The organism is Coraliomargarita sinensis (genome assembly GCF_003185655.1).
Classification (GTDB): Bacteria; Verrucomicrobiota; Verrucomicrobiia; order Opitutales; family Coraliomargaritaceae; genus Coraliomargarita_B; species Coraliomargarita_B sinensis.
In genome coordinates this window covers 59,588-72,832 of the sequence record NZ_QHJQ01000006.1, presented here as the reverse complement: position 1 = coordinate 72,832, position 13,245 = coordinate 59,588, and the positions used below count along the sequence as shown (strand labels likewise).

Genomic DNA, 13,245 nt, shown 5'->3' with positions numbered 1-13,245 from the left:
CGATGAGCTAAGCCCGAGTCGGATAAACTGGCAAGCGTCTCTTGATGGGAATGACGGTGAAGATTTTGCCCGACTTGATTATCGAAGCAAAGCTTCGATTTGGCTGGCCAGATCGTCCAGTCGTTTTTCGGAAGTCTTTTGGGCGGTGCCGAGCTCCTGGGCGAAGACCGAGATTTTGAATTCTTCCAAAAGAATCATGTATCCTTTTACCGCTTCTGGCTCTTTATATTGGGACGCCAGTTTGGAAAGGCTTTCAAATTTGGCTTCGAAGGGTGCGACACGTTTGGCTTTCTCCATGTCACGTTGAATGCTTTCCCGGGCGCGTTGAGCACGAATGATCATCCCCTTTAGAAAACGGGTTATATGAGGGAGGTCGCTGAATTCGAATTGATCCAGTACATCGGCTGGCGCGATACGTTGGAGCTGAGTCCGCATGCCCGGATAACTGATGGCCTGTTTGGTCTTTTTCTTTTCGAGGATAAGTGCCACGTCGGCACGTGCTTCCAAAACTGCTGCCAGTTGCTCGTTCAGTTTTTGTACGATGCCACGCTTTTCCCGGTCGGCTCGCTCAAGGGTCTTTTTGAATGCGCTTTCCTTCAGAGGTAGAAGCGAATCACACGCAAAAAGGTGTCGGCGAAGGTGCTGCCAGCTACTGTCTTTGATGGCCTCGTAGCCACCCAGAGGCAATAATCCGACGCCCAAACCTTTGAGCTCTTTCAGATCGCGGCGAATCCAGGCAAGTTCGCGGCCCAAAACCAGCTCGCATAGGTCAGGCCACGCTTCTCTGGTTGCTTTTACCGAAGCTGCCCGTTCCGTCAGGAGACGAAGGTGAACCTTGCCGGATTCCAGAACCAGTGCCGGATAAGCTGCCAGCGGCAGACCCGATTCGCCGGACAGGTCGATTCGTTCGGGCAAATCTCCAAAATTCCACTCATTCAAATTTTCGCGTTCGAACTTCTCTGCGGCACGTTGCCATGCCGGGATGCTCTCCAGCCCGTCGTTGGAGCGCACGGATTTGGATTTTCGGTCCAGTTTCTTGCGGAGGGTTTCGAGATCACGGCTCTCTGCCAGTGGTTCGCCCTCTCTGTTCTCTACCTGAATACGTAGCTTGAGGTGTTCTGGCATCTCACTGGTCCACTGATCGCGGTAGGTTTGTATTCCGTAGTCACGTTTGAGCAGATCAGTCAGTTGTTCGCTGAGTGCTGTATCCGATGGGCGGATTTTTTCACGCAGTTCTTTCACCCTTTCCTTCAGCGGGTGAAGCTTGATGCGCAGGGGCTTGGGCAGGTTGCGCAACAGATTTTCGATTTTTGCTTCAAGGTGGCCCGGGATGGCCCAGTCGAGGACGCCCTCTTGAATCGCATCGAGTTGCGAGACCGGAATGCGCAGGGTCACGCCATCTGCTTCGTGCCCGGGTTCGTTTCGATAGGATAGGGGCATAAGGTGCCCGCCGAGCTGAATTGTCCTGGGGAAGTCTTCTTCCGCGACTTCACTGTTCCGCGGCAGCAAATCCCGAAGCTGAGCCTTGAGGAAGTCCAGTGAGCCACCGTGCTCGGCTTTGGCAAAGCGTCTGAGGTCGGAGTAGGAACCGACTCCGGATAGACGCGTGCGGTAGAACTCAAAAAGTTGATCCTCGATCAACTGAGTCGAGCCCAGTTGTTGGCGGGCTATTTCCGAGGCAGCTGTTTCGCGGAGTGCTTCGTTATGCGTAAAAAATGCCGGGCGTTCTTGAATACCGCCTTCGACCAGACCATTGCGGGTGAAGATGTCTGTGGCCTCGTCCGGAGCGATGCGGCAATAACTGACGTTGGAGCGACTGATCTCCAGGCCGAACAGTAGCTTTCGTTGTTTGCAGAGCACTGCTGCCGACTTGGTGCTCCAGTATGGCTCGGTATGACGAACTGAGAGTAGGTCGCCGGCCATTGCCCCGATCCAATCGACTTCGATTCTCGCTGCGTTTCGGGCATAAAGGCGGTTGGTTTCCATCCATTCGCCACAGACGATCCATTTCGGTGCCGTCGTTTTCGCCGGTTTGGGTCGGGTCTTTTTCGCGTAGGCGGCCTTACGCTGTTTTTTGGCCGTTTTGTGGTCAAAAAGCCCGGAGCCGGGAAAGAGCAGGGCTTTGCGGTTTCGCGGACCGCGGTAGTTGTGCTCTTCCTCCTTGTAGGCGATGTTACTCAGCAGGCCAGCCAGTATGCTGCGGTGAATGGCTGCATATTGCGCATCCATGCAGGTTTGGCTGTTCTCCACAGCATTTGTTGTTCGACGTTTGTTCTTCGATGTTCGGCGTTCATCGAGCATGCGCTCGATCTGGTGGTGGGTATCTCTCCACTCCCGCATGCGCTGGTATGAGAGAAAGTGAGCCCGGCAAAATTTTCGTAATTTACTGTGGCTCAAGGCATCCAGCTTTTCGTGATAGCTGTTCCAAATATTGAGCAGTGTGAGGAAGTCCGATTCGGGGTGGACGAATTGCTTGTGTATTTCGTCTGCTTCCTTTGCCACCTCGGCAGGACGTTCCCTTGGGTCCTGTATGGAAAGGCCGGATGCAATAACAAGCACTTCATCGAGTGCTCCTTCTTCCTGCGCCTGTAGAAGCATTCGCCCTACGGTCGGGTCAACCGGTAGCCGGGATAGTCGACGGCCGAGTTTGGTTAAACGGTAATCATCTTCGTTCGGGCTCTTCTCGTCACGGGTGACGGCGCCCAATTCCGAGAGGAGTCGGTAGCCTCCCACGATGGCACTCTCCCCCGGCGGCTCAATAAAAGGGAAAGTTCGAATGTCACCCAGTTTGAAGGCCATCATTCGCAGAATGACGGAAGCCAGATTGGACCGATGGATCTCCGGAGTGTTGAACGCTTCCCGGGCACCGTAGTCTTCTGCTGAATACAGTCGGTAGCAGGTGCCGTCGCTCACGCGCCCGCAACGTCCCTTGCGTTGTTCGGCACTGGATTGTGCAATTGGTTCAATCGGCAGCCGCTGTGTGCGTGAATGCGGGCTGTAGCGGCTGATCCTTGCGAGGCCGGTGTCGACCACGTACCGAATACCGGGGACAGTCAGTGAGGTCTCCGCGATGTTGGTGGAGAGGATAACGCGGCGTCTGCCTCCGGGGTGGAAAATACGCTGTTGATCGCCTTTGGCGAGTCGCCCGTAAAGGGGAAGCAGGTCGCACAGGCGTGCCGGACTGTCTTCGAGGGCTTTGCGAAGTTCACGTATGTCGCGTTCGCCGGGGAGAAAGACCAGTATGTCGCCTTCACTGTTGTCCGAAAGGATCTCGTCGATGACTTCAGCGGCCGCATCGATATAGTCATAATCCTTGTTGCCTTGTGCTAGATCTTCGACCGGGCGGTAGAGGGTGTCCACCGGATACATCCGTCCGGAGACCTCGATGACGGGTGCGTTATTAAAAGCTTCCGAAAATCTTTCCGTGTCGATCGTAGCCGAGGTAATGATGATTTTCAGATCCTTGCGTTTTTCTGCAAGGTTTCTCAGGCAGCCCAGAATGAAGTCGATGTTCAGGCTGCGTTCGTGGGCTTCGTCGATGACGATCGCTTCATAATTGGTGAGCATCGGGTCATCCTGTAGCTCGTTGAGCAGGATGCCGTCGGTCATTACCTTGATAAGCGAATCTTTTCGGGTCTCATCTGTGAAACGGATCTTCGCTCCGACTTCATGTCCGTATCTTACATTGAGCTCTTCCGCGATGCGCTGGGCTACGGATAGTGCCGCCACCCGGCGGGGCTGGGTGCAGCCGATCCAGCCCTTTGACCCGAAGCCGCATTCCAGCAGGAATTTTGGAATTTGGGTGGTCTTTCCCGAGCCCGTCTCACCGGCAATGACCACGATTTGGTTCGATTGCAGGGTCTGCAGGATCTCCTCGCGTCGCTGATGGATCGGGAGCTCACCACTATAGCTTGGCTTTGGAACGCTTTTCACAATTTCTCTCAATCTTACTCTTAATCGTTATTCTTTAATAATTGGCTACTAAACTGAATGGCACTTAGTTAAGCGGTAGAAGCATGTGTTCCCGCTGCTGGACGTAGGTGGCCCGCCTCAGCCGGTCACCCGAGTGTGCAAGTGCTGCCGTTTGGCTGATTCGGGTCGCACGGCTGAAGCAGAGCGACTACGGTAGATGCTCTTAGCCAAGTGCCATTCCTTTTAGACCATGATTGAGAATACGACAAAATTAAGCGGAGACTCTACACTTAGTTCCGCTTCGTTGTGAAGGACCAGACGTTGTGCCGTCCGTATGGCTTAATGTGCGCCACATATTCCTCCTTCTTGTAGTTCAGCGGTATGTTGGGTACGGCCCGGTCGACGTAGACACGGTCTCCGGGGCAGGCCCCACAGAGTCGGCTGGCGATATTGATAGGGCGGCCGATGTAGTCGTTTCCGATCTCGAGGTGACTGGCCAAACCGAAGCAGATCCCCGCGCCAATGTCTTCCGGAGCTCCGTGCGTGAAGTGCGGGCTGTCCATGACAATCTTCCACTTGTTGTGAAGGTCGAGTGCGGCTTTGAGGGCCACGCCAACCGCGAGTTCGCGCTCGGCAGGCGTCGTTTCCCAGATGGCCAATACACCATCACCGAGGAATTTTGTCATGTCCGGGGGAAAGCGTTGAAGCGCCCGATTTGCCATGTGGTAAAAAGCCGACATCAGTCCGCAAGTGTAGGGCGATTCGATTTCCGGTTTTTCGCAAAACAAACTGAAGCCCCGGATGTCGATGACCAGGGCCAGTACCTCACAGGGCTTGCCGAATTCAACTTCCGGCTCCTGATTCTCGATAAATGGGTATGTTGTGAAGATCTCCTCTTCGAACTGGTAGTAGCTCGCTTTGCCCACCGAGTCGCTGTAGAAATTGAGACCCTGCAGGTAGCGCTCGTAGGCCACCGGACGATATTGTAGTTCGGATATACCGTAGCCTTCGCTGTGTTGCGTTCGGCTGGTGTAGAAGCGTGCCGAATATTTTCGGACTTTGTCTTCCTTGCCCTCAAGTTTTTTCAAGACTTTGGAGACGTCGGGCTCATCCAGAACGAGAAAGTTATCAAACCCGTCGACGGTAAAGTAAACATGCCGGTATTCCGGATGCACTGTCTGGAAACGGCTGCAAATATCCCAAAAATCACGGAAATTTAATCCGACGATCGGGTATTGGCGGCGTATGATGGTGGAAGGCATGCTTACTTTTCCTTGGGCAGGAAGAATCCTTGCTGCTTTTCACTAATGGGCAGGTCAACTTTTTCCATAACTTTAAGCATATCTTCCCAAACCAGTCGTTTTTTGGCATTCGGGTTATTTTGCGACTCGGCTCTTAATAAATAGGAGGGGTGAAAGGTAATCATCAGGGGAATGCCTGCAAATTCCTGCCAGGTGCCGCGAATCGAACCCATGCGCCGGTTCGGGTCGGGGCCCAATAAGCCGGTTACGGCGGTATTCCCCAGTGCGACAATGACCTTCGGTTTCACGATTTCAATCTGCGCCCTAACATAAGGCAGGCAAAAGTTCATCTCTTCAACGGTCGGCGGCCGGTTGCCGTAGGGTTTGTCATGCTCCGGACGCCACTTCAGAATATTTGCGATATAAACATTTTCCCGTTGCAGACCCATCGCAGCGATAATCTTGGTCAGGAGCTGGCCGGCTTTGCCGACAAAGGGCTCGCCCTGAACCTCCTCGTCGGCACCGGGGGCTTCGCCGCAAAAGAATATATCCGCCTCGGCGCTACCCGTGCCGAAGACCACCTTGCCGTGCTCGCTCAGGTGTTCCTTGCAGGTGGGGCAGTTTTCGACGCGTTCTTTCAACCAGGCAATTTGCGTCGCAGCATCGCCTTCGGGGATCTCGAACTCGGGGGCTTGCTCAGGTAATGGTTTGCCGGTTGGCCTGGAAACGGATGTCGCCTTTGGTGGGGTGGCTTTTTTCTTCACTTCCTTTCCTTTAGCGAGTTCCTCCAGCTCACTAATCGGGCCGGCTGTGGTTTCCTTTTTAGGGGCGGTGCGTTCTTTGGCTGCCACGGGTTGGAGCAGTGAAAGCGTCGATTCTTCAACGAAGACACGGTCCACCCCTTCCTGCTGCAATCGGCGCAGCTCTTCGTTTATGGCAATCAAGGCATCGGACATGTCCTAAAACTTGCCCATGCCGGAAAGTCGCGTCGAGTCAGTTTTCGTTTTATCCAGAATCATCGTTCCGCGGATGGCCTACTGATTCGTGTCCCGGGGGTCGAGCGCGTCCCGCAGCCCGTCGCCCATGAAGTTGAGGGAAAAGATAGTCAGAGAGAAAAAGAGGCCCGGGAAAATCAACAACCAGGGATAAACGTCGAGTTTCAGTGAGCCTGAATGGATGAGCGTGCCCCAAGAGCTCATCGGGGGCTGCACGCCAAGTCCGAGGAAACTGATGACCGATTCGAGCAAAATAACCGCGGGAATCGTCAGCGTGGTGTAGACGATCACCGGGCCGATCAGGTTGGGTAAGATATGCCGCAGCAGAATACGCCCGTGTGTGACACCATTAACGCGGGCGGCATCAATGAAGTTGAGCTTGCGCAAGGCCTTGGTCTGACCCCGCACAATCCGCGCCATGGTGAGCCATTCGACCACGCCGATGGCCATAAATATAATGTAGATGCTGCTCTCTTCGAAAAGAACGGTCAGTAAAATGACGATGATGGTAAAGGGGAGGGCGTAAAGTGTATCGACGAAGCGCATCATGGTATTTTCGGTCCGACCGCCGCTGTAACCGGCAATCATGCCATAGGCCACGCCGATGATCAGTGCGACCGCAGTGGCGGCAAAACCGACTCCAATCGAGATGCGCCCACCCACCAGGGTCCGCACCAGTACGTCGCGTCCCAGGTCATCCGTGCCGAACCAGTGCTGCAAGCTGGGTGGTTGTGCTCCGTAGGCAAGATTCGTGGTTTCATAGGAGTGGGAAATGAAGAGCGGCCCGAGAATACATAGTGCGCTGATGAAAATAAAGAGGAGCCCCCCGATCTGCGCCATGCGGTTATGGCACAACCGATCCCAGGCATCGCGCCCCAATGAGCGTGCCTCGGATGCCGCGGCTTCTCGCTTCATTTTAGTCATGGCGGGTACGTGGATTCATCCACATCTGGATGAGGTCGACCAGAAGGTTGAAGAGAATAATGAGCACGGCGTAAAAGAGCACCGTACCCATAACGAGGGTGTAATCCCGGTTGAAGGCGGAGTTGACGAAAAACATCCCGAGACCGGGGATGAAAAAGATCGTTTCCACGATAAATGAGCCGCTGATCAGCCCGGCTACCGCCGGGCCTAGATAGGCCACCACGGGATAGAGCGCGTTACGTAGACCGTGGCGCAGCACCACCATCCGCTCTTTCAGGCCCTTGGCCCTGGCGGTGCGGATGTAGTCGTGGTGCATGGTGTCCAGCATGCCACTACGCGTCAGGCGGGCAATATAGGCTCCGTAAAAGAGCCCGAGGGTAAGCGAGGGCAGGATGCGGTCGCTGGGCACCGACCAGCCCAGGGGATTAAACCAGCCGAGCCCCGAGCTGAATACGAGCAGCAAGAGCGGTCCGAGCACGAAGGTCGGCAAGCAGATCCCTATCATGGCAACACTCATCAGTGCTGTTTCCGTCTTTTTGCCATGATGCAGGGCGGCGATGACGCCCAGTGGAATCCCGATCAAGAGAGCGATGAGCAGTGAGACTGCCCCGAGTTCCAGTGAGACGGGGAAGCTCTGCCCAATGATTTCGTCGACCCCCCAACCGGCGTGTTTGTAAGAGGGGCCAAAGTCACCCTGTAGGATGTTTCCGAGAAAGCGCAGGTATTGCTCATGCAGGGGAAGGTCCAATCCGTAGTGGGCCTCGATCTGCTTTTTCACTTCGGGGGAGACGGGCTTTTCCGCGTCAAAGGGTCCGCCCGGTGCCAGATGCAGGAGCACGAAAGTCAGTGTCGCAATCAGCCATAAGGTCGGGATGGCTTGCAGCAGTCGTCTGGCGATCAAATTGAGCATTAGATGATTATTGATTTCAGATTGTGGATTTTGGATTTCTGAAGCATCGCTGCTCGTGCGGACATCATTTTAGGAATCGAAAATCATCAATCTTCGATCAATCGCACCGATTGATACGGGTGGTAGTCGAGGATGTTGGCGTGCCAGCCTTGCACGCTGGGGTGAATCAGGCGGCTGGTGACGTAAAAATAAATGGGGATGACCGGCATTTCCTCCATCAGGATCGCTTCGGCTTTCTGAAAAATCCCGAAGCGCTTTTCGGGGTTTTGCTCCACCGCGGCCTGCTCGATCAGTTCGTCGTATTCCTGGTTGCTCCAGTTGGTGTGGTTGTTGCCGTTGTCGGTTTCACCGAGGCTGAGGAAAGTGTTGGGGTCGTCGTAGTCGCCGAACCATGCGGCACGGAGGATATCGAAGTTTCCCGTTTCGCGCGTGGAGAGATAGACCTTCCACTCCTGGTTGTAGAGCTTTACGTCGATCCCGAGTTCCTGCTTCCACATCTGCTGGATCGTCACGGCAATACTGCGGTGCGACTCACTGGTATTGTAAAGTATTTCAAAGGTCGGAAAGCCTTCGCCATCGGGATAACCGGCTTCAGCGAGTAGTTTGCGGGCGAGGTCGGGGTCGTATGGTAAACGCGTCTCCGCAGTGTAGCCACCGCCGGTGTTGGGCGGCGTAAAATGGTAGGCCGGCTTCTGGCCGGCTTTCAGAACGTGCTCGGTGATGAGTTCGCGGTTGATCGAATAAGCCAGGGCCTTGCGCACCCTGGGGTCGTCGAGGGGCTCACGGGCGGTGTTGAGCATGTAGTAATACACCCCCAGCGCGGTATCGAAGCGCATGCGCTCGGGCATATTTTTACGGTACCAGTCGATGCGGTGCGGCAGGACGGTGGAGGTTAAGTGCAGATGGCCCGCCCGGAAGGCCCGCTCCTCGGCATCCACCTGGACCGGCAGAAAGTGAATGCCGAGGAGCCAGACCGAGTCCGGGTCACGATAGAGTGGATTTTTCTTGGCGTAAATCGAACTGTTGATCCGCCAGCTTTCCAGGGTAAAGGGTCCGTTGCCGACGAAATTTTCCGGTTTTGTCCATGCTGAGATGCGCTCGGTCATACCGCCGTGTTTTTCGATCGTGGGCGGGTGAACCGGCCACCAGGTATAATGCGTGAGAAGGCTGAGAAAATAGGGCGTCGGTTGATTGAGTTCGATGATGAGCGTCTTCGGGTCGGGCGCACGGGCACCGACTTTATCGAATTCGGACAGTTCGCCTCTATGAAAAGCTTCGGCGTTTACCATGTCGTAAAGCATGTAGGCGTAGGGTGCTCCCAGGGCAGGGGAGAGGATGCGCTCGAAAGAATAGAGAAAGTCCTGCGCCGTGACGGGCTCACCGTTCGACCAACGGGCTTCCGGATCGAAATGGAAGGTATAGGTGGTGCCGTCTTCGGAGATGTCCCAGCTTTTCGCCACCCCCGGTTCGATCGCCATGGTTTCGCTGTTCAAAGTGGCGAGTCCCTCAAACAAAGCCACTGTAACATGCAGTTCGGTCAGTCCGGTGATCAGATGGGGATCGAGGCCGGCCGGTTCGGTGCCGATGCCGAAATACAGTTCCTTTTCGGCGTTGCCACGCTCGACGTTGGTTTGCCGGGAATCACAGCCACAAAACACGCAAAGGGCGCAGAGCAGGGCTGTCAGTCGAATTCGCATATGCGCCATTCAGGGGCTATCCCCATGATTGACAAGACGGATTCGTGGATTCTTCGGGCGACCTGGTCGCATCACGGCCTGAGGGAAATGTTTTATTGGGACGCACCGCATCGAAACTGGCGGGGCCTATCGAAGGTTTGTGCGGTGCGGGGACGCACCTGCGCTACCTTCTAATCGCCTTATGACTGTGTCCACGGCTTCTAATTTTCGTCATCGCTGATACCCAGCTTCTGACGTACTTCCGGGAACTCATTCAGTTCAGCCAAAAATTCGTCTACGGAGAAGTCAGCCACGACAAAATCGTCGTACTCAAAAGTCGGTGTTTTGGTTTGGCCGCTGATCGATACCATTGCATCCATGTCTTTGGCATTCTCCGTGACATCGCGCACGTCTAGATCGACTCCATTGCTGTTAAAAAATGAGAGTGCTTCCCGACACCAGGGGCATCCGGATTTGATATAGAGAACGGGCAATCTTTCTTTACTCATAACTTGTAAATAATGGTAGCTTGTTGCACTGATCTGACAACGTATTTCAGCCCTTTTATAAACTTTAGTATTCAGGCGCTTGCTTAAAGTTGAACACTTCTATATAAGCGCCGCTTCCAAGCAAATGAGTTGTTCAAGTATGCCGCATGCCGAGTCCATAACTGTCAAGGGCGCGCGGGAACATAACCTCAAAGACATTAACCTGGAAATCCCGCGTAATCAACTCGTGGTCGTCACCGGGATGAGTGGTTCAGGGAAGTCTTCATTGGCCTTCGATACGATTTACGCTGAGGGCTACCGGAAGTACATCGACAGTCTTTCGACAAAGGCGCGGACGGTTCTGGAGCAGATCCCGCGGCCGGACGTGGATTTTATCCAGGGGCTGTCTCCGGTAATCGCCCTGGAGCAACGGTCCGGCGGGGGCGCCAATCCCCGCAGCACGGTGGCGACGGTCACGGAGATCGCAGATTATGCCCGCGTGCTCTGGGCGGTCTGCGGGACGGCCTATTGTCCGGACGACGGTGGCCGGATCGAGCGACGCTCGATGGACGATTGCCTGGCCCGGGTCTTTGCCGAACCGGAGGGCAGCCGCATGATGATCCTGGCCCCCTGGATGCGGGCGAAGCCGGCCATCCTGCGCGAGGAGCTCCCGCGGTTGCAGCAACGCGGCTTCCAGCGTGTCCGTCTCAACGGGGAAGTTCGACGACTTGATGAGCGCGACCTGATCGATTCCAAGGCGAAAGAGATCGCGGTCGAGATCGTGGTCGATCGTATCGTACTGAGAGAAGACCAGCGCAGTCGTTTGGCCGACTCTCTGGATTTGGCCTTCAGTGAAGGGGATGACCGTGCCGTGATTTTGATCGAAGATCGTGAATCCGGAGAATGGCGCGAACTTTCCCTGAGCAACCGTTTGTCCTGCGTGAACTGCGGCAAAATCTACGAGCCGATAACGCCGCGTCATTTTTCATGGAATCATGCCGAGGGGGCCTGCCCGGAATGTGGCGGGCTGGGGGAGACCCTGCAATTCCAGCCGGAGCTGCTGGTGCCGGACGGCTCCAAGTCGGTCAAGAACGGGGCGATCAAACCCTGGCGGCTCGGGTCCAAGCAGATGATCATCAAGCGCAACGCGATTCTCAAGCAACTCGCGGAACAACTGCCCTTTGACCCCACCGTGCCCTGGGACGAACTCGACGCCGAGGTTCGGGACCAGATTCTCCATGGCACGGGCGACCGGCTTTTCAGCTTCAAGCTGAAGGGCGGCAACACCAAGCCAGAGTCGATGACATTTGACGGGGTGCTGGCGGATCTGGAGGCCACACGGCGCAACACCACAAGTGACGGGCTGCGCGCCCGGCTCATGGCCTATCAAACCAGTAGCCGTTGCGCCACTTGCGGCGGCAAGCGGCTCCAACCTTCAAGTTTGAGCGTGCGGATCGAAGGGAATGCGGTCACGGATTTTCTCAACATGTCCCTGCAGGAAGCGGAGGCCTTCATTGATAAGCTGAAGCAGAGTGAGGCTTATGACACGGTCGCGGATGCGATCAACGGATTGGATTCACGCCTGCACTTTCTCAACGAAGTCGGGCTGAGCTACCTGACCCTGAACCGGAGCTATACCTCGCTCAGTGGCGGTGAAGCCCAGCGGGTTCGTCTGGCCACGCAATTGGGTATGTCATTGATCGGGGTGGTTTACCTGCTCGATGAGCCCAGCATTGGCTTGCACCCGCTTGATAACCGGCGCCTGATCAAGACGCTCGAAGGCCTGCGTGACCGAGGAAACTCGGTCGTGGTGGTGGAGCACGACGCCGAGACCATGCGCGCGGCCGACCATATCATCGAGCTTGGCCCCGGCGCGGGGACCGAAGGCGGGCAACTTATCTTCGAGGGCAGGCCCGAGGCTTCGTATGACTCCGAGACCAGCCGATCGGGGCGCTTCCTCAGTGGTGCCCTCGCCGTCGAAAAGTACGCCGACACTCTGAGGCCCGGTATCGACCGCCTGAGGATACTCGGGGCAACGGAACACAATTTGAAAAACGTGGATGTCGACTTCCCGGTCGGTCTTCTGTCCGTCGTCTGCGGGATGTCGGGCTCCGGGAAGAGCACCTTGATCAACGATATTCTGGCCAAGGCCGCCGCCTTCAAACTCAACCGGGCTAAAAGTATTCCGGGCAAGCACAGGAAGATCGAGGGTCTGGATAATTTTATCTCGGTGGTTCAGGTGGACCAGTCCCCCATCGGGCGCAGCCCGCGCTCGAATCCGGCTACCTTTACCAAGTTGTTCGATCAGCTGCGCGATCTCTTTACCAAGTGCTCCCTGGCCAAAATCCGGGGTTACAAGCGCAGCCGCTTCAGCTTCAATGTCAGCGGCGGACGTTGTGAACGCTGCAAGGGCGACGGGGTGATCAAACTCGACATGCAGTTCATGGCCGACGTCTACAGCGAGTGCCCGAGCTGTCACGGGAAACGTTACAACCGCGAGACGCTCGACGTACGCTTCAAAGGTTACAGCATCGCCGACGTGCTCGACATGAGTGTGGCCGAAGCGCTGGAGGTCTTTGGCAAACAGCCGCGCATCGCGGAGAAGCTGCATACCCTGAATGATGTCGGGCTTGGCTATATCAAGCTGGGACAACCGGCCACGACACTCTCCGGTGGCGAGGCCCAGCGGATCAAGCTCTCGCTTGAACTCAGTAAGCGCCAGCAGGGACAGACTCTCTACATTCTCGACGAGCCGACCACGGGGCTCCACTGGATCGATATCCAGCGCCTGATGGATCTGCTCTTCAAGCTCCGCGACGCAGGTAACACGATCCTGATCATCGAGCACGACACGGATGTCATCCGCATGGCCGACTGGATCGTCGAGCTTGGGCCTGAAGGCGGCGAGGCTGGCGGGGAGTTACTTTACTGCGGGGAAGCGGCCGGATTCCTAGTGGGTAACGAGACGCCGACGCAGCAGGTGTTGTGAGGAATAGGTTGTAACTTGTTGGTTGGTTCTCAAGGCACCGGGCCCCGCTTGCACCAGCGGGGCCACGTTAAATTGTAGCCTCAAAACACAGTTTTGGGGATAGCTAGACA

General features: G+C 55.8%; 8 protein-coding genes. 1 reads left to right on the top strand and 7 read right to left on the bottom strand.

Going from position 1 to position 13,245, the window contains the following annotated elements; genetic code table 11:
- Window positions 1–78: 78 nt before the first annotated feature.
- The 7 genes from hrpA to DDZ13_RS09420 form a co-directional block, all read right to left on the bottom strand.
- The gene (hrpA, locus tag DDZ13_RS09450; protein ID WP_158279864.1) at window positions 79–3,933 is read right to left on the bottom strand and encodes an ATP-dependent RNA helicase HrpA; all 3,855 of its coding nucleotides are present in this window, start codon (window positions 3,931–3,933) and stop codon (window positions 79–81) included.
- Between the two features lie 269 nt (window positions 3,934–4,202).
- The gene (locus DDZ13_RS09445; RefSeq protein WP_110131212.1) at window positions 4,203–5,174 is read right to left on the bottom strand and encodes an adenylate/guanylate cyclase domain-containing protein; all 972 of its coding nucleotides are present in this window, start codon (window positions 5,172–5,174) and stop codon (window positions 4,203–4,205) included.
- Window positions 5,175–5,176: 2 nt separating this feature from the next.
- Window positions 5,177–6,109, bottom strand: a complete 933-nt coding sequence (locus DDZ13_RS09440; protein WP_110131211.1) for a uracil-DNA glycosylase — start codon at window positions 6,107–6,109, stop codon at window positions 5,177–5,179.
- 78 nt (window positions 6,110–6,187) lie between these two features.
- On the bottom strand, window positions 6,188–7,072 hold the full coding sequence (locus tag DDZ13_RS09435; protein ID WP_110131210.1) for an ABC transporter permease: 885 nt from the start codon (window positions 7,070–7,072) through the stop codon (window positions 6,188–6,190).
- On the bottom strand, window positions 7,065–7,982 hold the full coding sequence (locus tag DDZ13_RS09430) for an ABC transporter permease (protein WP_110131209.1): 918 nt from the start codon (window positions 7,980–7,982) through the stop codon (window positions 7,065–7,067). Before DDZ13_RS09430 ends, DDZ13_RS09435 begins: the two co-directional genes overlap by 8 nt.
- A gap of 86 nt (window positions 7,983–8,068) precedes the next feature.
- Entirely contained in the window at window positions 8,069–9,679 is a 1,611-nt protein-coding gene (locus DDZ13_RS09425; RefSeq protein WP_110131208.1) for a peptide ABC transporter substrate-binding protein, read from the bottom strand.
- 200 nt (window positions 9,680–9,879) lie between these two features.
- Window positions 9,880–10,167: a glutaredoxin family protein gene (locus tag DDZ13_RS09420; RefSeq protein ID WP_110131207.1), complete on the bottom strand. Its 288-nt coding sequence runs from the start codon at window positions 10,165–10,167 to the stop codon at window positions 9,880–9,882.
- 124 nt (window positions 10,168–10,291) lie between these two features.
- On the opposite strand from DDZ13_RS09420, the gene uvrA reads away from it, so the two are divergent.
- Window positions 10,292–13,135, top strand: coding sequence for an excinuclease ABC subunit UvrA (uvrA, locus tag DDZ13_RS09415; protein ID WP_110131332.1), 2,844 nt, complete (start codon window positions 10,292–10,294; stop codon window positions 13,133–13,135).
- Window positions 13,136–13,245 lie beyond the last annotated feature (110 nt).

Coding starts and splice junctions, on each gene's coding strand:
- DDZ13_RS09445 (WP_110131212.1), bottom strand. CDS start 5,174: ATGCCTTCCACCATCATACGCCGCCAATACCCGATCGTCGGATTAAAT.
- DDZ13_RS09440 (WP_110131211.1), bottom strand. CDS start 6,109: ATGTCCGATGCCTTGATTGCCATAAACGAAGAGCTGCGCCGATTGCAG.
- DDZ13_RS09435 (WP_110131210.1), bottom strand. CDS start 7,072: ATGACTAAAATGAAGCGAGAAGCCGCGGCATCCGAGGCACGCTCATTG.
- DDZ13_RS09430 (WP_110131209.1), bottom strand. CDS start 7,982: ATGCTCAATTTGATCGCCAGACGACTGCTGCAAGCCATCCCGACCTTA.
- DDZ13_RS09425 (WP_110131208.1), bottom strand. CDS start 9,679: ATGCGAATTCGACTGACAGCCCTGCTCTGCGCCCTTTGCGTGTTTTGT.
- DDZ13_RS09420 (WP_110131207.1), bottom strand. CDS start 10,167: ATGAGTAAAGAAAGATTGCCCGTTCTCTATATCAAATCCGGATGCCCC.
- uvrA (WP_110131332.1), top strand. CDS start 10,292: ATGAGTTGTTCAAGTATGCCGCATGCCGAGTCCATAACTGTCAAGGGC.